16 protein-coding genes, 1 tRNA gene and 2 pseudogenes are annotated in these 19,869 nt (G+C 60.9%); 14 read left to right on the forward strand and 5 right to left on the reverse strand.

Annotated features, from left to right (window positions below; all coding sequences use genetic code 11):
- From P0M12_RS01175 to P0M12_RS01205, 7 genes and pseudogenes are all read left to right on the forward strand, one after another.
- Positions 1–876: an SDR family oxidoreductase gene (locus P0M12_RS01175; protein WP_277377378.1), complete on the forward strand. Its 876-nt coding sequence runs from the start codon at positions 1–3 to the stop codon at positions 874–876.
- Positions 863–1,654: an SDR family oxidoreductase gene (locus tag P0M12_RS01180; protein ID WP_007733357.1), complete on the forward strand. Its 792-nt coding sequence runs from the start codon at positions 863–865 to the stop codon at positions 1,652–1,654. The genes P0M12_RS01175 and P0M12_RS01180 overlap by 14 nt, the downstream gene beginning before the upstream one ends.
- 27 nt (positions 1,655–1,681) lie before the next feature.
- Entirely contained in the window at positions 1,682–2,131 is a 450-nt protein-coding gene (locus P0M12_RS01185) for a MaoC family dehydratase N-terminal domain-containing protein (protein WP_003945322.1), read from the forward strand.
- Entirely contained in the window at positions 2,128–2,550 is a 423-nt protein-coding gene (locus P0M12_RS01190) for a MaoC/PaaZ C-terminal domain-containing protein (RefSeq protein ID WP_007733354.1), read from the forward strand. Before P0M12_RS01185 ends, P0M12_RS01190 begins: the two co-directional genes overlap by 4 nt.
- Positions 2,547–3,527 (forward strand): NADPH:quinone oxidoreductase family protein, encoded by a 981-nt coding sequence (locus P0M12_RS01195; RefSeq protein ID WP_039973333.1) that lies wholly within the window; start codon positions 2,547–2,549, stop codon positions 3,525–3,527. The genes P0M12_RS01190 and P0M12_RS01195 overlap by 4 nt, the downstream gene beginning before the upstream one ends.
- A gap of 25 nt (positions 3,528–3,552) precedes the next feature.
- The gene (locus P0M12_RS01200; RefSeq protein ID WP_277377379.1) at positions 3,553–4,752 is read left to right on the forward strand and encodes an acyl-CoA dehydrogenase family protein; all 1,200 of its coding nucleotides are present in this window, start codon (positions 3,553–3,555) and stop codon (positions 4,750–4,752) included.
- A gap of 147 nt (positions 4,753–4,899) precedes the next feature.
- Positions 4,900–6,587 (forward strand): annotated as a pseudogene (locus P0M12_RS01205) (FAD-dependent oxidoreductase).
- Between the two features lie 118 nt (positions 6,588–6,705).
- Here P0M12_RS01205 and P0M12_RS01210 read toward each other — a convergent pair.
- Positions 6,706–8,538 carry an ABC transporter ATP-binding protein gene (locus P0M12_RS01210; RefSeq protein WP_039973329.1) on the reverse strand — a complete coding sequence of 611 codons (1,833 nt, stop codon included), beginning with the start codon at positions 8,536–8,538 and terminating at the stop codon, positions 6,706–6,708.
- Positions 8,539–8,629: 91 nt separating this feature from the next.
- Here P0M12_RS01210 and P0M12_RS01215 point away from each other — a divergent pair, with 91 nt between their 5' ends.
- On the forward strand, positions 8,630–9,088 hold the full coding sequence (locus P0M12_RS01215) for a MarR family transcriptional regulator (protein WP_003945320.1): 459 nt from the start codon (positions 8,630–8,632) through the stop codon (positions 9,086–9,088).
- A gap of 4 nt (positions 9,089–9,092) precedes the next feature.
- Here P0M12_RS01215 and ssb read toward each other — a convergent pair whose 3' ends face one another.
- Entirely contained in the window at positions 9,093–9,506 is a 414-nt protein-coding gene (gene ssb / locus P0M12_RS01220) for a single-stranded DNA-binding protein (protein WP_030537584.1), read from the reverse strand.
- A 182-nt stretch (positions 9,507–9,688) separates the two neighbouring features.
- Positions 9,689–11,824: a cytochrome c oxidase assembly protein gene (locus P0M12_RS01225; protein ID WP_054187149.1), complete on the reverse strand. Its 2,136-nt coding sequence runs from the start codon at positions 11,822–11,824 to the stop codon at positions 9,689–9,691.
- 97 nt (positions 11,825–11,921) lie between these two features.
- On the opposite strand from P0M12_RS01225, the gene P0M12_RS01230 reads away from it, so the two are divergent.
- The 4 genes and pseudogenes from P0M12_RS01230 (at position 11,922) to P0M12_RS01245 (ending at position 13,836) form a co-directional block, all read left to right on the forward strand.
- Positions 11,922–11,997, forward strand: a tRNA-Arg gene (locus tag P0M12_RS01230).
- Between the two features lie 778 nt (positions 11,998–12,775).
- Positions 12,776–12,934, forward strand: coding sequence for a hypothetical protein (locus tag P0M12_RS01235; RefSeq protein ID WP_209921929.1), 159 nt, complete (start codon positions 12,776–12,778; stop codon positions 12,932–12,934).
- Positions 12,935–13,484: 550 nt separating this feature from the next.
- Positions 13,485–13,634: pseudogene (locus P0M12_RS01240) on the forward strand (DUF6226 family protein); the annotation flags it as partial.
- Positions 13,630–13,836, forward strand: coding sequence for a DUF6226 family protein (locus P0M12_RS01245; protein WP_277377903.1), 207 nt, complete (start codon positions 13,630–13,632; stop codon positions 13,834–13,836). The pseudogene P0M12_RS01240 and the gene P0M12_RS01245, both read left to right, overlap by 5 nt.
- A 32-nt stretch (positions 13,837–13,868) precedes the next feature.
- Here the strand turns inward: P0M12_RS01245 and P0M12_RS01250 are convergent, their stop codons facing one another.
- Positions 13,869–14,138: a putative quinol monooxygenase gene (locus P0M12_RS01250; protein WP_223257903.1), complete on the reverse strand. Its 270-nt coding sequence runs from the start codon at positions 14,136–14,138 to the stop codon at positions 13,869–13,871.
- A gap of 225 nt (positions 14,139–14,363) precedes the next feature.
- Here P0M12_RS01250 and P0M12_RS01255 point away from each other — a divergent pair, with 225 nt between their 5' ends.
- Complete coding sequence (locus P0M12_RS01255; RefSeq protein WP_081558058.1) at positions 14,364–16,541, forward strand: glutamine synthetase III; 2,178 nt, start codon at positions 14,364–14,366, stop codon at positions 16,539–16,541.
- Positions 16,542–16,624: 83 nt separating this feature from the next.
- On the opposite strand, the gene P0M12_RS01260 is transcribed toward P0M12_RS01255, so the two are convergent.
- Positions 16,625–17,959, reverse strand: coding sequence for a DUF4185 domain-containing protein (locus tag P0M12_RS01260; RefSeq protein ID WP_007733338.1), 1,335 nt, complete (start codon positions 17,957–17,959; stop codon positions 16,625–16,627).
- Between the two features lie 268 nt (positions 17,960–18,227).
- Here P0M12_RS01260 and gdhA point away from each other — a divergent pair, with 268 nt between their 5' ends.
- Complete coding sequence (gene gdhA / locus P0M12_RS01265) at positions 18,228–19,571, forward strand: NADP-specific glutamate dehydrogenase (protein ID WP_003945368.1); 1,344 nt, start codon at positions 18,228–18,230, stop codon at positions 19,569–19,571.
- Positions 19,572–19,869 lie beyond the last annotated feature (298 nt).

Here is a 19,869-nt window from a genome sequence, read left to right on the forward strand (position 1 = left end):
ATGAATCAGCTGAAAGATCGAGTAATCATAGTAACCGGCGCCGGTCGTGGTTTGGGCCGGGAGCACGCCTTGCTACTTGCGGCCGAAGGCGCAAAAGTGGTTGTCGACGACACCGGCGCCGGACCGGACGGGCACGGAAACGACATCAGTATTGCGGCATCGGTCGTCGACGAAATCGTCGCGGCCGGAGGAATCGCAGTTGCCAGTGTCGCGGACGTCACGACGATCGACGGCGCGAGCGAACTCCTGGACCTGGCCCTCGAGGCATTCGGCTCGGTCGACGGCCTGGTCAACAATGCCGGCATCCTGCGTGATCGAATGTTTCTGAACATGCCCGAGGCCGATTGGGACGACGTGATCTCGGGACACCTACGCGCTACATTCGCGCCCTGCACTGTATTCGGCAACTACTGGCGCGAGCGTTCGAAGTCGGGCGAAACCGTCGCGGCGTCGATCGTGAACGTATCGAGCACCTCCGGGCTGCTCGGTGCCGTCGGTCAGAGCAACTACGGCGCCGCGAAGGCCGGGATCGCAGCGTTGACAACGATCCTCGCACAGGAGGTCGCCCGATACGGTGTGCGAGTCAACGCAATTACGCCTGTGGCCAGGACACGGATGACCGAGAACGTTCCCGGTATCAAGGAACTTGTTGCAGCACCTGACGATCCGAGTGCATTCGACACCTATCATCCAGGCAACGTCTCGCCAGTTGTGGCCTATCTGCTCACCGAGAAGTGCCCCGCCACTGGTCAGGTGTTTTACGCCAAAGGCGGCGAAGTCCGCCAGTTTCTCGGGTGGCAGTACGGAAAGACCATCGCCAGAGACTCGCGATGGACGGTGGAAGAGTTGACAGAGGCGATGAGTGAAATTGTCTGAGACGACTGCGCCGATCCCTGGTCCGGGACACGGCCTTGCTCAAGGCAAATCCGTTCTGGTGACAGCAGCAGCGGGAACTGGAATCGGATTCGCAGCGGCACAACGCTTTGCTGCCGAAGGCGCCCGACTGGCGATCAGTGACCGGCATGAGCGCAGATTGATCGCGGCCGCCGACCGCATCGAGTCCGAGTTCGGCACCCGCCCACTCACTGTTCCTTGCGATGTCACGGACAATCAGCAGATCGACGCAATGGTCGATCGGGTGGTTGCCGAGTATGGATCCATCGACGTCCTCATCAACAACGCAGGCCTCGGCGGGACGGCGAGCATTCAAAGTATGACCGACGAGCAGTGGTGTTCGGTACTCGATGTGACCCTGACGAGCACTTTCCGCACCACACGATCAGTGTTGAGAGTCATGATTCCACGAGGGTCGGGGGTGATCGTCAACAACGCGTCGGTCATCGGCTGGCGTGCGCAGGAAGGGCAGTCGCACTACGCCGCAGCGAAAGCCGGCGTCATGGCGCTCACACGATGCTCTGCCCTCGACGTGGCACCGCACGGAATCCGGGTCAACGCGGTTGCACCGAGCATCGCGATGCATCCTCACCTTGCCAAGGTGACCAGCGACGAACTGCTCGAACAGCTCAGCAAGAGTGAGGCTTTCGGTCGTGCGGCACAGCCGTGGGAGGTCGCAAACGTCATGGTCTTTCTTGCAAGCGACTACTCGTCGTACATGACGGGCGAAGTCGTTTCGGTAAGTAGCCAACATGCATAGCCACCCATGGGGTCTGAAGGAGAAGCTGTGGTCGACAAAGAGTCACTAGGTATCACGGGCACCCCGTTCCGTATGGACATCGAGCGCGGCAAGATTCGTGAGTTCGCCGTTGCCACGTATTCGAGCAATCGGAACTATGTCGAAGACGAGTTCCCGGTAGTGCCCCCGACGTTTCTCACCACGACCCTCCTCTGGCAGACAGAGGGCTCGGATCCGTGGCGGAAGGTAGAGCTCGACGGCAAACGCGGACTCCATGCCGAACAGAAGTACGAGTTCTTCGGTCCACCTCCCCGCGCAGGTACTCGTCTGAACTGCACTTCGCGGATCGTCGACATCTACACGAAGCAGGGACGGAAGGGCGGCGAGATGACTTTTGCCGTGATGACAACGGATTTCGAAGACGAACAGGGAAATCTCATTGCTCGGGCAACTATGACCGGAGTGGAAACTGCTCGACCGACTGTGGAGGAATCTTGATCAACACAGTGTCAGTCCCGACCCCGTGGGTTGTCGGTCCGGTATCCCGCACCGATTTCGTCAGGTACCAAGGTGCGTCGGGAGACATGAATCCGATTCATCACGACCAGGTTTTCGCCGAGGCGGCGGGGTACCCGAGTCCGTTTTCGGTCGGGATGTTCCAAGCTGGGCTCCTGGCCACCTTCGCCACCGATTGGCTGGGTGCAGAGAACATCCGAGCGATACGAGTTCGGTTCCTCGAACAGGTTTGGCCCGATGACACTCTGACATGCTCAGCGCTTGTCGAACGAACCTATGCGGACGACGAAGGTGACAAGATCGACGTCGAACTCGCCTGCACGCGGCAGACCGGCGGATTGGCGGTCAAGGCGTGGGCAACCTTCGTGCGGACGCCCCTCGTACCGTCGGAGCGGCCGTGAAGGCGCACGTATGTACCCAGCTGGGGTTGCCGAATCAACTGCAGTTCACAGAAATTGACGATCCCACGCCGACACCGAACCAAGTTCTCGTCTCGGTCAAGGCGGCGGGTGTCAATTTTCCCGACGGGTTGATCGTCGCCGGAACGTATCAAACTAAACCCCCACTCCCCTTCATTCCCGGGTCGGAAGTCGCGGGTGTAGTGCACAGTGTCGGCTCGGACGTCCAAGGGGTCACCCCGGGGATGCGAGTCATGGCCTTCTGCGGCATGGGCGGATACGCGGAACTCGTGGCGGTCACCAGCGACAAGGTCTTTGTCATCCCTGATTCCATGAGTTTCTCCGACGCTGCCGGATTCGTGGTTACCTACGGAACGTCCTACCACGCACTCGTCGACCGAGCTGCGATCCAACCAGGAGAGACATTGCTCGTCCTGGGTGCCTCCGGGGGCGTCGGGCTCACCGCAATCGAGATCGGCAAAGCATTGGGTGCACGCGTGGTGGCGGCGGCGTCCTCCGAAGCGAAACTCGAGGTCTGTAAGCAACATGGAGCAGACGAGTTGATCAACTACACAACGGGCAACCTTCGCGAACGAGTCGCACAGGTCGCACCGTCCGGTGTAGACGTGGTGTACGACCCGGTCGGTGGAGATCACGCCGCTACAGCGGTGCGCGCATTATCCACCGCAGGAAGATATTTGACGGTTGGCTACGCTTCGGGGCAGATTCCGAAGATCGGCATGAATCGCCTCCTCGTCGTTGGCGGGGCGCTACATGGAGTTCTCTGGGGCGCATGGGCGAAGCGTAATCCGGAGTGCAACGCGGACAACATGCGAGCGCTCTTCGACATGTACGACGGTGGCGCTCTGTCTCCTCATGTGAACAGCATCCACCCGCTGATCAATGCTCCTACCGCACTCGAGGAAGTCATGAGTCGACGAGCGCTGGGCAAAGTCATCCTCTCAACCAACCCCGAATGACAATTCACGACAAAAGGTGCCGTCAATGGACTTAGCTCCGAGCCCCGCCGCGCGCGAAATCATCGCGCGTCTAGAAGCATTCATGGACGAACACGTCTACCCAGCTGAGTCGGTCTACTCCGAACAACTCGAGGCCGCAGGACCTCGCAGTCACGTCTTGCCACCCGTGGTCGAGTCGCTGAAGTTGGAAGCGAGACGCCAGGGCATGTGGAATCTGTTCATGCCGGCGCTCTCACGACTGTCTCACCTCGACTACGCCCACATCGCCGAGGTGACGGGACGCTCGCCCTACATTGCCCCCGAAGCCCTCAACTGCGCGGCGCCCGATACCGGAAACATGGAGATCCTGCACCTGGTGGGAACCCGCGAGCAGAAGGAGCGATGGCTTCAACCACTGCTCGACGGCACAATGCGTTCGGGCTTCTCCATGACTGAACCCGATGTTGCGTCCTCCGATGCCCGAAACATCACGACGTCGATTGTTCGGGACGGCGACGAATACATCGTGAACGGTCGAAAATGGTGGACGACCGGTGCAGCAGACCCAAGGTGCGAAATTCTGGTAGTCATGGGGAAGACGAATGCCGAGGCAGAGCCCCACAAGCAGCAATCGATGATCTTGGTGCCCGTCGCCACCGCTGGAGTCGAAATCGTGCGCAGTTTACCGATATTCGGATACCACGACCAACACGGCCACTGTGAAATTCGGTTCGATAACGTTCGAGTACCGGCAAGAAATATGCTTGCGTCCGAAGGAGACGGGTTCGCCATCGCACAGGCGCGCCTGGGTCCGGGCAGAATTCACCACGCCATGCGCTGTATCGGCATGGCGGAGCGCGGATTGGACTTGATGGTTCGACGTGCCCAGTCTCGTAACGCTTTTGGCGGGCCGATCTCGGATCAGGGAGTTGTCCGGACCTGGATCGCCGAATCGCGAATGGAAATCGAGCAGGCCCGCCTTCTGGTGCTGAAGACAGCATGGCTCATCGACCAGGTCGGAGCCAAGGGCGCTCAGATCGAGATCGCGGCAGTCAAAGTCATCGGTCCTCGTGTGGCGCGCAACGTCCTGAATCGATCGATCCAGTGCCACGGGGGTGGCGGTGTCACCGACGACTTCCCGATCGCGAGAATGTGGGCGAGTGCCCGGATCCTCGGTATCGCCGATGGACCAGACGAAGTGCATATCAGGAGCGTCGCACGCCACGAGTTGCGCAAGCACCGCTGACGGCGATTGGTGTTCGAGGCCCGCGAAAGCCGTTGTATTGCTGAATCATCAGCCTTCGTCCACTCGAGCGCATGGTTGGCCTCGGTCAACCGCTTCGGGCTGCGGCCCGTGAAGAGAAAACCTCAACCAATTGAATAGGAGAGGCAAATGCCTCGCGCGTCAAAATCAAGGGAAGTGTCCTTCGATCACGAAGTGGACTTCCTCGTTGTCGGCAGCGGTGCCGGTGGGTTGACCGCGGCGTTGGCAGCCGCCGCCAATGGTCTGAACACCCTCGTCATCGAAAAAGCAGACGTTTATGGCGGCACCACCGCGCTGTCGGGCGGCAACATCTGGTGCCCAACAATCCAACTCTCATCCGCGAAGGGCTCTCGGACAGCCGTGACGACGTCCGGGCGTACATGCGAGCTGTCGTTGGTGATGGAGTTCCCGAGGACAACATCGACGCATTCGTCGACGAAGGTCCACGCGTGTTCGAGTTCCTCGAGAAGACCAGCCCGCTCATGCGATTCCAATGGTGTACGGGCTATTCGGACTATCACCCGGAGAAGCCGGGCGGTCGCCCACGTGGACGTACCATCGAACCGCTTCCTTTCGACCTGAAAATGCTCGGCACCGACGAGTCCGGTCTGCGCCCCGGCGCACTTCCGACTCCCGCCGGTCTGTACATCACATCCAAAGAGTTCGTGAAACTGAACATGGTCATGCGTACCTGGGCAGGGCGACGTGCCGCGCTGGCAACCGGGTGGCGTGCAGCGAAGAGTGTTCTGACCAGAAGGCACATGGAGACACTCGGGCAGGCCCTGGTCGGCCGTCTGCGCCTGGCGATCAAACAAGCCGGCGTTCCGCTTTGGCTGAACACTGCGATGGAATCGCTGATCACCGACGACGATGATTGCGTGGTGGGTGTGGTGGCCGAGCGCAACGGCCGCACTGTCAGAATCCGAGCTTCCAAAGGCGTACTGCTCGCCTGCGGCGGTTTCGAACAGAGCGACGAGATGCGTCGGCAGTATCTCCCGGAAAACGCCAGCGCCAACTACAGCCTCGGTTCGGTCGACAACACTGGAGACGGCATCCGCGCGGGACAACAAATCGGTGCCGCAGTTGACCTGATGGATGACGCGTGGTGGATGCCCTCGTTCAAGAGACCTGACGGGATCATGCACGGATTGGTCTCCGAACGGTCGGTTCCCCGATCGATCATCGTGAACCAGAACGGAGTTCGGTTCACCAATGAATCCGCTCCCTACGTGACATTCGTCCACAACCAGATTGCCGGGGGTCACGACCCAGCGTGGTTCATCTTCGACGCGAAGGCCAAAAGTCGCTATCAGATCGGAGCGATCATGCCGGGGCAGAAGTTCCCGAAATCCTGGTTCGACAACGAACTCCTCTACACCGGCGACACGCTCGACGAGTTGGCCGGCCGCCTCGGACTTCCGAAGAAACAATTAGCTCTCACTGTGCATCGATACAACAGGTTTGCGCACAACGGTGTAGACGAAGACTTCGAGCGTGGAAAGAGTGCGTACGACAACTACTACGGGGACCCGACATTGCCAGTCCCCTCGATGGACATGATCGACGAAGGTCCGTACTACGCGATTCGACTACGAACCGGCGATCTGGGAACGAAAGGCGGGCTCGTCTACAACAAACATGCACAGGTCATGCACAGTTCCGGTGAACCGATTGCAGGTCTCTACGCAACGGGCAACACCTCGTCCGCGGTCATGGGCAACGACTACGCCGGGGCAGGCGCGACCATCGGGCCGGCGATGGTTTTCGGATACATCGCGGCGCGCCACGCAGCTGACCGCCGACAGGACCCGCGATAGATCGGAGTCGTTCCCGTTCCCGTCGGCACGACGTACAACCACGCGGAGGTGGCCTGGACGAACATCCATGCCACCTCTGGTCGGTGCTCGGTGACTCGCCAACGCGATGGATGCACTGTCACACAGTCTGCAATTCCGCAGGCAGTTCGACCGCGTCGCTACCCGAAGCCGCAAGCAGCTGCGCGTACCGCCCGCCTTGCTTCACCAGTTCGTCGTGGGTGCCCTTTTCCACAACCACGCCCTGGTCGAGGACCGCGATGAGATCCGCATCTCGAACCGTGGAGAGTCGGTGCGCCACAACAAGAGTGGTGCGTCCGACCATCAGCTCGTCGAGCGCGTCCTGCAACGCACGTTCAGTGCGATTGTCCAAGGCGCTCGTCGCCTCGTCGAGGACGAGGATCGGCGGATTCCGCAGGACTGTGCGCGCGATCGCTATGCGCTGTTTCTCACCGCCGGAGAATCGGTAGCCGCGCTCGCCGACCATGGTGTCGTACCCGTCGTCGAGACCGGAAATGAACTCGTGGATCTGCGCGATGCGCGCTGCCTGCTCGATCTCGGCGTCCGTGGCGTCGGGTTTCGCGAACCGAAGGTTCTCACGAATCGTCGTGTGGAAGAGATACGTCTCCTGCGACACCACACCTACCAGGTCGGAGACCGTCGCCAGATCGAGGTCCCGCAGATCGACGTCGTCGATTCTCACCGATCCCGCAGTCGGGTCGTACAGACGTGCGGCCAAGTATCCGAGAGTGGTCTTGCCCGAACCCGTGGAGCCGACAAGCGCCAAGGTTCCGCCGGCCGGGACCGTGAGGTCGATGTTGTCGAGGGTCTTGCTGTCGGTTCCTGGATACGAGAAGTCGACGTGGTCGAACCGAAGTTCGCCGGACATCTTGGTGCGGTCGAAGCTCTTCGACTCTTCCGGATCCGCGATGTCGATCGGCAGATCCAGGTACTCGAACACGCGACTGAACAGTGCCATCGAGCTCTGCACCTCGACGCCCGTGTTGAGCAGCATCATGGTGGGGCGGAACAATTGTGTTTGCAGCGTGGTGAATGCGACGAGGGTGCCGACGGTGATGGTGTTGCCGTGATCGAGAGTGAAACCGGCAAACCAGTAGACCAGTGCAGGCATGGCTGCGAAGGTGATCGACATGGTCGCCATGCGCCACTTGCCGGCCATCATGGCTCGGAGTTCGACGTCTGCGACTTCCGCTGAACGCTCGGTGAATCGATCCGTCAGAGCCGACTTCGCGCCGGTCGTCTTGCCGAGGAGAATGCCACTGACGGAGAGAGATTCCTCCACCTGGACCGACAGATCACTGAGTAGCTTCTGCCGCTTACCAGAGATCTTGCGGCGCTCGTCACCGATCTTGCGTGCGATACGGATGAACACCGGCAAGATCGCCAGCGAGAAGATGGCAAGCCGCCAATCCAGAAGGAACAGAGCAACAATGGTGGCTGCCACGGTCGTTGCATTCTGCGCGATGGATGTTGCCGTGTTGGTGACCACCGACTGCATACCGCCGATGTCGTTGGCAATACGCGACTGAACTTCTCCGGTTCGGGTTCGAGCGAAGAATCCGAGCGACTGATTCTGCAGATGCGAGTAGACCCGCACGCGCAGTTGGTGCATCAGTTTCTGGCCGATGCTGTTGGACATCCAGGTCTGTGCCACGCCGAGACAGCTCGTGATCACGGCAATGGCGATCATGCCGATGGCCAGAACGCTCACGAGTCCGAGGTTCTTGTCCGGGATCGCCTTGTCGAGCATTTCGCGTAGGAGCAGCGGGCTGCCCAGCGCCACGATCGCGCTGAGTGTGATGACCGCGGTGACGATGGCGATCTGAGTTCGATACGGCGCAAACAGTCCGAGTACGCGTTTTGCCGGTACGGATTCCGCCGGAGTGATCTCGACAGCGGATCGTTCGATGTTTCGCATGTGATCTGGTTTCACGTTCTACCTCCTGGAGGCTTTCTCACCCTAGTTTCATATTGATGAGGTTACCTCACTATGAGGCTGACACCAACAACGCTAGACTGACGCCATGCATTCCCGAGAGCGCGAACTCACCGACGTCGTGATGTCCGTGGCACGGCTCATCCGCCGACGTCAGGTGGCAGCGCTGGAACCATTCGGTCTCTCGCCGTCGCAAAGCCGAGCGCTGCGAGTACTGACCCGAGTGGGCGAGCCGGTTCGACTCGGGTTTCTTGCCGAGCGATTGCGCATCGTTCCGCGGTCGGCGACCGACGTCGTGGATTCCCTCGAAGAGGCCGGATGGGTGCGCCGCACTCCCGATCCGAACGATCGGCGAGCCGTGTTACTCGAGCTCACCGACGCCGGCGCTACCCTCGCTGCCGACGTCGCAAAAGCTCAACGACGCGAATCTTCGGATGTGTTCGACGACCTCGACGAATCGGAGCGAGCAACTCTCACCGAACTTCTCGAGCGAGTGGACGCGGGGCACGACTCGCGGCCCCGCGACTGCCCGAAACCTTCGGTGTGAGTCCTCACGCAGCGACGGTGTCGATTGCGTCCTCGACATTCTCCGCCGACGTCGGCTTGCTCTGACGCTCGATCTTCGAGATGCAACGAGCAAGGTCCGCGCCTACCGCAGTCGCCCGTAGCTCGAGATCGGAACGAGGCACACCCTCTTTGGTCGTGTACTCGTTGGTGCGCAACTCCCCCGCCACCATGACCGGATCACCCTTCATGATGGATGCGCCGACGCCGGTGACCAACCGCCGCCAGCAGCTGACCGTGAGATAGAGGGTCGCTCCGTCCGTCCACTCTCCGGTCACCGCGTCTTTGCGACGCGTGTTGCTCGCCATCCGAAAGCTCAGCACCTCTTCGCCATTGGTGGTCTGCCGCTTCACCGGATTGGTGATGACGGTTCCGACAACCGTTGCATGCGTTTCGTACATGTCCGATCCCCCTTCGAACTCCAGAACCCGCCAACTGCCGCGGGGCCGACCACTGCGTCGGCAGTTTCGATTGTGGAACGGCAAACGCCCGGCTCGGGATCTTCGATTTCCACCTGTGCATCGGTGGAACAGCTGTGGAGAAACAGCACTGCCCGGACCGAATGGCCCGGGCAGTGTCGGAGCTAAGTGCTAGTGGAGGATTCGTCGGATTTCTTCTCGCTGGGTGTCCCGTCCGCAGAGTCCCCGCTTGTAGTCTCCGTGTCAGCAGCCTCACGGGGTTTCCACCCCTCGCGGTCCCGCCTGGCCAATTCGGCGAACATGGCGTTGTGAGCAGCGAGGTCGGCGTCGTGGTCACGCTCGGCCGCACGGTCGGTTCGGCGCGCTGTCCTGCCATCGCTGCGCGACCACTGAACCAGTAGCGCGAGCATGACCACCATGAGCGGGATCTCGCCGGTCGCCCACGCGATGCTGCCGCCCAGCTGCTGATCGCCGATCAGGTCGTTGTTCCAGCCGAGGCCGAGCGAACGGAAGTACGCGCCGCCCATGACGGCGGTGGTGCTCATCAATGCCACGCCGAAGAAGGCGTGGAACGGAAGTGAGCCGAAGACCATTGCCAGCTTGGTCACCGGCTGCAATTGGCGTGGTGACGGGTCGATACCGATCGCCACCCAGTAGAAGAGATAGCCGCTGAGGATGAAGTGCAGGTTCATCAGCAGGTGAGCGCTGTGCGAGTCGACGGTCGCGCCGTAGATTCCGCCGAGGTAGAGCGCGTAGAAGCCGCCGACAAAGAGAACTGCCGCCACAATCGGGTGGGTGATGAATCGCGAGAACGGGCTGTGCAGAGCGGTCAGAATCCACTCGCGAATGCCGGGCACGCCGTCCTTGCCTGCCGGATCGAGCGCCCGCAGAGCCAAAGTGATCGGCGCACCCAGAACCAGCAGGACTGGTCCCAACATCGACAGCGCCATGTGCGCACCCATGTGAACGCTGAAGACTGCCGGTGCGTATTTGCCGACGCCCGACGACGTGGCGATCAGGAGCACCGCACAACCGCTCATCCAGGCGATGGTTCGGCCGACAGGCCAGGAATCCCCACGCTTGGCCAGCTTGCGAAGGCCGATGCCGTACAGAATCGCCGCAGCAACGGCGGCGGTGCCGAACATGAGGTCGAATCGCCAGTCCGTCACGAAGGCCATGAACGACGGCGGGTCCGGAAGGTTGTAACCGAGTTCGACCTCGGGAATCGAGGGAATCGACAGCGGAGGGGGCGGCGGGGTACGACCGAGGCCGATCGCGAGGCCGATGGTTGCCGCCATCACGATGCCTTCAGCGCCGGCAAATCGAATCAGGGCAGAGCGACTCTTCGGATTCTCCGCCAGCGCCGGTAGCGCCCGACTCCGCTGAGCCCAACCGAAGAACCCGAGGATGATCAGTGCAACTGTTTTCGCGACGATCAATCGTCCATACGTCGTGGTGAATACGTCGTCGAGAGGCAGACGGACAATCGCGTTGATGACGCCGCTGAATCCCATGACGACGAAGCAGATGGATGCGACCGTCGAAAAGCGTCGGGCTGCTACGTCGGTGTAATCGCCGCCGCGGCGCGCGTGTGCCAGTAGCGCGAACAACCCGCCGGCCCAGAGCGAAGCCGCCACGAGGTGCAGGATCAGACTATTGGTAGCGATGTCATGCGAGCCGCCCGAAGACGAGTGACCGGTGAGAGCGAGCGGCATCAGTCCGAGAAGACCGACCAGCAGCAGTAGCGGGGTCCACCACCAGCGCAGTGTCAGTCGGGCCAGGATCGCCAGAACAACCGCGATGATCGCAGTCCAACGCCAAGCGCCGGCGATCTCGACCTGATCGAGTCCCGACCACAGGTTCGCCGGTTTGATCGCTTCGGCAAACGGCTGACCCGACGTGTCAGAGAGCGTCAGAGGCACCATCATGAACGAACAGATCGCCCACACGATCGCGGCGTGCGATGCAGTTCGGACTGCCCGATAGCCGTCGACGTCGAGGACGCCCGACTTCTGCGGCGGCACGAAGAACGCGGCCAGCAGCAGTGACCCGATCGCGATGACCGCGGCGATCTCCCCCAGTGCACGCATCGCGGGGAGGCCGTATGTGGTGATCGGACCTGGATCCGGGATGCCCAGAAGAGTCAGTGCCTGCGACGCGGAGAATCCCACCACGATGGCTGCGGTGAGCCCTGCGATGAGTCCACTGACCACGAATATCGCGGTCGAAGAAGCGGGTGCACCGCTGTGCTGTGTGGACTCCGGTGGGGAATCTGTCGGCGCGAGGTCGGGTGTAGCCATACCTCAAGGGTAGGACCTTCGCGAACCGACTACGACAACGCGTCGGAGTTGGGCGGCGCGCGTCACATCCCGAACCCTCGAGTATGATGTTCCACGCGCCTCCGTAGCTCAGGGGATAGAGCAAGAGCCTTCTAATCTCTTGGTCGCAGGTTCGAATCCTGCCGGGGGCACCATCCGACTAGTCACTATCACGTGCAAATCGGAACAGCGTGCAAAGTGAACACCATCGCCCCGAACCTCGAATGGGAGCGGGGGGTGGTGTTTTCGTATCATTGAGATCCACACTCACGGTATCGACTAGTCAACGGATCCTCACTTTCTAGCCGTCGGTCCGCGCAGTGAGAAACTCCCCCGCACCCACGAAGTGAATCGAGGGAGTTCAAGGATGGTCTGCACCGCGAGCGCTTAGAAGTAGTAACTCTTGTTTGCCTCAACCCTCGAGATATTCTTGGTCACGGTCTTGTATGTGCCGACATTGCGTGTAATGCAGTAAAGATTCGCAACGATCCGCACAGACGCGCCCTGCGGAGCCCTAATTGCCGCCCATCGCTGATTTTTCGTCTGCCAGTTCGAAGAGGTTCCTGGAAACGACGCGACTTGAAGGTTCCCAACTTTTGATCCCAATCCGCAATTCGAGTCAGCAAAGTTCGGGTAGATGGTCACCATCCCGCCAGCCGAGGCGGGAGGTGCTGTCACGACTCCAAGGCCTGCGAAGGCCAACGCGGCCGCCGCGGATGCGACGAGTTTTCGGGTCCGATTCATTTCGACTCCTTTGTTAGAGGGCTGTTGGGCAGTCCAATCTCTCACCCGGATGTCCTCAACGTCTGTCGCCTGATTGACGGACATGGTGTCAAGGCGCGCACAGAATGAGTCCCCGCTCGGAAGGAGCTCCGCACGTCGGTCCGAAACCTAGCCCACAAATCTTGAGCCAGCCGCAGTAATCTGCCTCGCATGAAGAAGGCACTTCCGAAGACGCTGAAGTCACTCGCCCGGACCGTTGGAATCCTGGCACTCGCGATCATCGTGGCATCCGTCGTCGAGCGGTTCACCGGCGCACATCAACCGACTACCGGTCCCGCATCGTTGACCGGGCCCGACCAATCGTTGTAGCCCTTCCCTTGTGACAGGGTCGACACATGACGTTCGAGGAACAGGACGAGTCGACAGGTGAAAGCCGTCCGATCGCAGATGATGGGCCATTCACGCTGGAAGTCGATGGAGAAATCTTCACGGTGACGGTCCGCCCCCGGGGAGCCGGGCGCGTCCGACTACGACTGGAAATCGGGGCCGAACGAGGGGTACGGATTTTCCAGTTTTCAGCGTGTTTCCTACTACAGTGTTCTCGACCGAGCGAACAGCCCATCCAACGAAATTCAGCCCGAAACCATCGAGGAACACCGCGCGTCGATCCGCGATCTCCTCAGCCAGATCAACCCAGAGACCGGATATATCGGCGACTGATTGTCGGAACTACTTGTAATGTCGCCGTCATGAATACGGACCCGCCGACGCCGTCGCGGGAGACTTACAACAACAATCTCCTCTCCGCCCACGAAAATGGCTGGAGCGAAGTCGATCCACGCTCTCTCGCGAACTGTGCGACCTACTCGATGACGTCGCTGCCGCATTCGCCATCACGGGTGCGCAGACACCAGGGTGGCTGAGCCCGTTCCGCGGCGACACCCAACCCGGCAAGGACTCGTACGAGCGTTGTACCGATCCGGAGAAGTTCCTGATCGTGGTGGCGAGAGCTCGAGCGTGGACGAGGGCTCTTCTTGATCGCGGCTGGGCACGAGAAGCATCGCATGTGCGGTGGGCGCTCCGTCCCGCGGAATCCGGCCGGGCCGACACCGTTTTGGAACCTTCGAGTGACGTGCGACGGATGCGACAGGGGGTCCGCGGTACTGCTCGAAGAATTCGACACGTGGGTGCTATCGGTGGTCGACGGCTCTCTCGCAGTCGACGTCACGGCACCTGTTATTCGATCGGACGGCACGCTCGCTCGTGCCTGAATGTTGGTAGGCACTGAGGTCTGACCATGCCGCTACAGAACCTTCGTGAAGATCTGCGCCGGCGCTGCCGTCTCGAGCTTGTCCAGCGCCTCAACCAACCTGACGAAGTGCTCGGTATGAGTGTGGGCGTCGAGGTGCTCCTGCGATTCCCATTCCTCCGCCAACACGAGCTCGCAGGGATTGTCGGTGCGCTGCAGCAACTCGTAATTGATGCAGCCGACCTCTTTTCGGGTCTCGGTGACAAGTTCGTCGTACAACCGAAGCACTTCCGCGAGATCGCCCTGCTCCACCGTTGTTGGCACCAACACCCTGATCACAAAGACTCTCCGATTCGACTGTCCTGCAATAGCCCGTCGGCTCGAAGTCTGCCGTAGACCTCCGACAGATCGACATTTCCGTTGTGACTCGAAGTTTGCGGACAGGCGCAATACCTACGAAACACCCCCGATACCGGAGGTTCGTAGGGTTTGCCGAAGTCGGGCTCGCAATCAGCAGCGCAGCCCTGGGCCCGGGCGAGGGGTAAGCACATGAGTGGAAATGCAGTTCGCTTGCAAGCGATCAAAGACGTCGAGGCCTACACACCTCCGGTGGTCAGTTTCACCACCGACGAGACACCCGGCGAGGTGTTCGGTGCCAACGTCTTCAACAAGGTGGTCATGCAGAAGCGACTGCCCAAGCTCGTCTACAAGTCGGTGATGGCGACGATCGAGCAAGGCAAACCGCTTGATCCCATGGTCGCCGATGCGGTCGCGTCGGCGATGAAGGACTGGGCGTTGGAAAAAGGCGCAACCCACTACGCCCACGTCTTCTATCCACTGACCGGGTTGACGGCCGAGAAGCACGACAGCTTCCTCGAGCCGGTCGGCGACGGCAGTGCACTGGCGGAGTTCGCCGGCAAGACCTTGATCCAAGGTGAACCCGACGCTTCGAGTTTCCCGAACGGCGGGCTGCGCAACACATTCGAGGCTCGCGGATACACCGGCTGGGATGTCACGAGCCCGGCCTACGTTCTCGAAAACCCCAACGGCAACACACTGTGTATCCCGACCGTGTTCGTTTCGATGACCGGCGAAGCGCTCGACCACAAGACTCCCCTGCTGCGTTCACAACAGGCTATGGGTTTCCACGCCGAAAGAATCCTGAAGTTGTTCGGCCACGACGACCCCGAGCACATCGTGTCGTTCTGCGGACCCGAGCAGGAGTACTTCCTGATCGATCGACACTTCTTCCTCGCCCGCCCCGACCTCCTCAACGCCGGCCGAACACTCTTCGGCGCAAAGCCGCCCAAGGGCCAGGAGTTCGACGACCACTACTTCGGGGCGATCCCGGAACGTGTGCTCGGATTCATGATGGACACCGAGCGGGAACTGTTCAAACTCGGTATCCCCGCCAAGACACGGCACAACGAGGTTGCGCCCGGCCAGTTCGAAATCGCCCCGATGTTCGAGCGAGGCAACATCGCCGCCGACCACCAGCAGTTGCTGATGACCACCTTCAAAACCATCGCCAAGAAGCACGGCATGGAATGTCTGTTCCACGAGAAGCCGTTCGACGGTGTCAACGGCTCCGGCAAGCACGTCAACTTCTCGCTGGGCAACTCCGAACTCGGCAGTTTGCTTGTCCCCGGCGACAATCCGCATGACAACGCCCAGTTCCTCGTATTCTGCGCCGCCGTCATCCGGGCCGTCCACAAATACGCCGGCCTCCTGCGCGCGTCGGTCGCATCGGCAACCAACGATCACCGCCTCGGCGCCAACGAGGCTCCCCCGGCCATCATTTCGATCTTCCTCGGCGATCAACTGGCCGACGTCTTCGAGCAGATCGCCAAGGGCGCGGCGACATCGTCGAAGGACAAAGGCACCATGATGATCGGAGCCGACACCCTTCCCGTCCTGCCGACCGATCCGGGCGACCGCAACCGCACGAGCCCATTTGCCTTCACCGGCAACCGTTTCGAGTTCCGCGCGCCAGGATCGCTGCAAACAGTCAACGGCCCGATGGTCACCATCAACACGATCATGGCCGAGGCCTTGGACTACATGGCCACCGAACTGGAGGCCGCGGTCGCCGACGGCGCGGATTTCGACACCGCCGTCCAGAATCTGCTCACCGAGATCATCACCAACCACGGTGCGGTTGTCTTCAACGGCGACGGTTACTCGGAGAACTGGCAGATCGAGGCCGAGTCTCGCGGTCTGCCGAACCTTCGCACGACGCTGGACGCCCTTCCTGAACTGATCACCGAGTCCTCGATGGAACTCTTCGAGAAGTACAAGGTCTTCAACCACCGAGAGATGCACAGTCGCTACGAGGTCGGCCTCGAACAGTACGCACTGAGCATCGGCGTCGAGGCACGCCTGGCCGCTGAAATCGGTACGACACTTATCCTTCCGGCCGCAGTGCGCCACCAGACGGAAGTTGCGCAAAACTTCGTCGCGCTGAAGTCCGCCGGCCTCGAACCGGATTCTGCTCCGCTCGAAGAAGTGTCGGCGCCCGTTGCGGTTCTGCGCACAGCGCTCGCGTCCCTGCGCGCAGCGATCGACACCAATGCCGGCGAGTCGCCATTCGATCAGGCCAAGCACGCACAGGACGCACTCCTGCCCGCCATGGCAGAGGTACGTGCAGCGGCCGACTTCCTCGAAACCATCGTCGCCGACGATCACTGGCCACTCCCGACGTATCAGGAAATGCTCTTCATTCTCTGAGCATCACCCGAATATCACTACCCACAGAACTATGGCCTGCAACTCGATCGAGTTGCAGGCCATAGTTGTCGAATCTTGCTCGGCTAGCGGTCTTCCGGCATCGTGACTTCGAGTACGCGAGCCTCACCGGTGGTCGCGGGGTCAGGACGATCGCGCGAATCCGACGACGCCATCTGGAGTCCGTTCAAATCGGTCCGCATGTAGATGACGTTGTAACGGTCCCACGTGGTGGCGACGAATTCGAGGAACTGTCCGCTCGCCCACGGGTGCATGAATCCGCCGTACAACGCGGGCAACGTGATTCCACTCAACAGGGTCTGCGTACCACTCCACGGGCCTTGCGGTTGGTCGGCCTGACGGATCACCAGGTTGCCCTCGGCACTGGTGTACATGGCAACGTACTTGTTCAGGTAGTCGTTCCACTGCACTGCGAGTTCACTGACCGGTGCCTTGATGACCTGAACGGCATCGGTATCTCGCGGACTCCAACCGGAGCCGTCCCAGTATTCGTAGGCGCCGAGATTTCTGATGTCGGCGCCGGCCACTCGCGCCAGGATCGCCTTACCGAAACGACCTGAGGGAGTTCCGTATTCGTAAATGTAGCCGTCCCGACCGTCGAGGAAGGCGCTCTGCTGGAAGTTGGAATTGATCGGCGATACTGCCGGAATCCCCGGAATGCCAAGTCCTTCGGTATTGGCGCGAACTGTCGCCGGATCGAGTTCCCAGTTCTCACCGTTGTCCGTGGAGAAGGCCAGAGCCGAGTAGTTGGTGGTCCAGGCTCCAGGTTCGTCCCACGACCGAACGGACATGAATCTGATGTACTGCACACCACCGTAAGAGATTCCAGCGGTCGGGATGGTGGTGAACTCACCCGGAATGCCGAATCCCGGAATGATCTCCTTGGAATGATTGGGGCCGTCCAAAGGAGAACTGTCGATCTTCATCCCGTCGGCAATGGCGGTGTCGTTGCTGCGGAACAATACGTTGCTGCGCCAGTCGTCACCCGGGGTGTCGCAGTCGCCCACCGTGTCGCCGAATGCCATCAGCACGTCGTGATCCGGCCCCGAAAGACCGTTGTCCCACATGATTCCGAGGTCGGTACCCGACACGTTGAACCGCTCGATGGTGTTGTTGGGACTGCCTGGGCCAGTGACCATTTCGATCGCCTTGGTCCGGCCGGTCAGCACCGGCAGAGCACCGTTGGGGGCGCCGGTGATCCAAGGCAGCGCGTTGGCGAGGGAGCCGGTACCGGCGGATCCACTGCCGAGCGATCCGGTCAGCGAGCCGAGCGAACCCGTCATCGATCCGGCGGAACCACTTCCTCCCGAACCGCACGGTCCACCGATCGCCGACGCAGACGGTGCTGCGGCAATCGTCGCGGCAATCGTGACGACGCCTATCGACAACATCGCCGACATGGAGTGTTTATTACGCACGTGCAGCCCCTCTGATCATTTCGACTCGTTCGGACCACAGGCACAGTGATCCCCGACCGCAGAAGCAAACCATTTGGAATGTGTTAAGAGAGTGAAAGCTGAGCAAATTGTTATAAATCGCCCGTTCAACTGACACAAGTGACAGCTGTGTCCGATTTCACCTTCACAGGACAGTTGTCCGATACAGCAATAAAGGCGCCTAGTATGTAACGGAAATGTAAAAGAGTTCTCACAACGAGGTAGGTGAGCGGTGTCCGTACGTGACCGCGTAGCGCAGATTTACGATCAGGTTTTGGTTCGCAATGCAGGAGAGCCCGAGTTCCATCAGGCCGCCGCAGAGGTCTTCGAGTCTCTTCACGTAGTGCTCGAACGCCACCCCCGCTACGCCGACGCCGGACTCATCGAGCGGCTCTGCGAGCCGGAACGCCAGATCATCTTCCGCGTGCCGTGGACCGACGACCAGGGCAACGTTCACGTCAACCGTGGCTTCCGCGTGCAGTACAACAGTGCACTCGGCCCCTACAAGGGCGGCCTGCGCTTCCACCCCAGCGTCAACCTGGGCATCGTGAAGTTCCTCGGCTTCGAGCAGATCTTCAAGAACTCACTCACCGGCCTGCCCATCGGCGGCGGCAAGGGTGGCTCGGACTTCGATCCCAAGGGCCGCTCCGACGCAGAGGTCATGCGCTTCTGTCAGTCCTTCATGACCGAACTGCAGCGTCACATCGGTGAATACACCGACGTTCCGGCCGGCGACATCGGCGTCGGCGGTCGCGAGATCGGCTACCTGTTCGGTCAGTACAAGCGGCTGACCAACACGTACGAGTCGGGCGTCCTCACCGGCAAGGGCATCACCTGGGGCGGATCGCAGGTTCGCACCGAGGCCACCGGCTACGGCGTCGCGTACTTCGTCGCCGAAATGCTCAAGGCGAAGGGTGAAGGCCTCGAAGGCAAGAACGTCGTGATCTCCGGATCCGGCAATGTCGCCATCTACGCAATCCAGAAGATCCACCAGCTCGGCGGCGTCGCGATCGCCTGCTCGGATTCCTCGGGATACATCGTGGACAAGAAGGGCATCGATCTCGACCTCCTCAAGGAGATCAAGGAAGTTCGCCGCGGCCGCATCAGCGAGTACGCCGACGCAGTTCCGCATGCCGAGTTCATCGCCGACGGTTCCATCTGGGACGTGCCGTGCGACGTCGCACTCCCCTGCGCGACTCAGAACGAGCTCGACGAAGATGCCGCAAAGACCTTGATCGCCAACGGCGTTCAGGCCGTTGCCGAAGGCGCGAACATGCCCACCACCCCCGGTGGCATCCAGCTCTTCCGTGACGCGAACGTAGCCTTCGCACCCGGCAAGGCGGCCAACGCCGGTGGCGTTGCAACCTCCGCTCTCGAAATGCAGCAGAATGCTTCGCGTGATTCCTGGAGCTTCGAGTACACCGACGAGCGTCTCGCCGGAATCATGCGCGGCATCCACAAGCGCACCATCAACACCGCTGCCGAGTACGGAAAGCCCGGCGACTACGTGCACGGCGCGAACATTGCCGGCTTCGTGAAGGTGGCCGACGCCATGATTTCACTGGGCGTCATCTAGAGATTTCCGCACCACAGACAGCAGTACAAAAAGGGTGATTTCACCCTGGACCGGTTCCCGTACATCGGACTGGTCGAATCAATACCTAGGCCTCGAGGGCCCTGGGTCCGCGAGGACCCAGGGCCCTCGAGCTTGCTCCGAGCAAATCGCCCGCGACGAGCACCGTAGGCGCGGCAATGATCCCAGACGGAACTCGTGGTGTCCTCCGAAACCGTTTTCCGCTCTGACGTCGAAAAACACCGTAAGTGGACGATTGTTTAGGTCCGCAGCGCGTGGGGCATATGGACTTATCTTCACA

Origin of the sequence: Rhodococcus sp. RCBS9, assembly GCF_029457415.1 — a bacterium.
Lineage (GTDB): Bacteria > Actinomycetota > Actinomycetes > Mycobacteriales > Mycobacteriaceae > Rhodococcus_F > Rhodococcus_F qingshengii.

Excerpts from the sequence above, each read along its gene's own strand:
- P0M12_RS01215 (WP_003945320.1), top strand. The coding sequence starts at position 8,630 with ATGCATTCCCGAGAGCGCGAACTCACCGACGTCGTGATGTCCGTGGCA.
- P0M12_RS01245 (WP_277377903.1), top strand. The coding sequence starts at position 13,630 with ATGTGCGGTGGGCGCTCCGTCCCGCGGAATCCGGCCGGGCCGACACCG.
- P0M12_RS01260 (WP_007733338.1), bottom strand. The coding sequence starts at position 17,959 with ATGTCGGCGATGTTGTCGATAGGCGTCGTCACGATTGCCGCGACGATT.
- P0M12_RS01225 (WP_054187149.1), bottom strand. The coding sequence starts at position 11,824 with ATGGCTACACCCGACCTCGCGCCGACAGATTCCCCACCGGAGTCCACA.
- P0M12_RS01200 (WP_277377379.1), top strand. The coding sequence starts at position 3,553 with ATGGACTTAGCTCCGAGCCCCGCCGCGCGCGAAATCATCGCGCGTCTA.
- P0M12_RS01235 (WP_209921929.1), top strand. The coding sequence starts at position 12,776 with ATGAAGAAGGCACTTCCGAAGACGCTGAAGTCACTCGCCCGGACCGTT.
- P0M12_RS01255 (WP_081558058.1), top strand. The coding sequence starts at position 14,364 with ATGAGTGGAAATGCAGTTCGCTTGCAAGCGATCAAAGACGTCGAGGCC.
- ssb (WP_030537584.1), bottom strand. The coding sequence starts at position 9,506 with ATGTACGAAACGCATGCAACGGTTGTCGGAACCGTCATCACCAATCCG.
- P0M12_RS01175 (WP_277377378.1), top strand. The coding sequence starts at position 1 with ATGAATCAGCTGAAAGATCGAGTAATCATAGTAACCGGCGCCGGTCGT.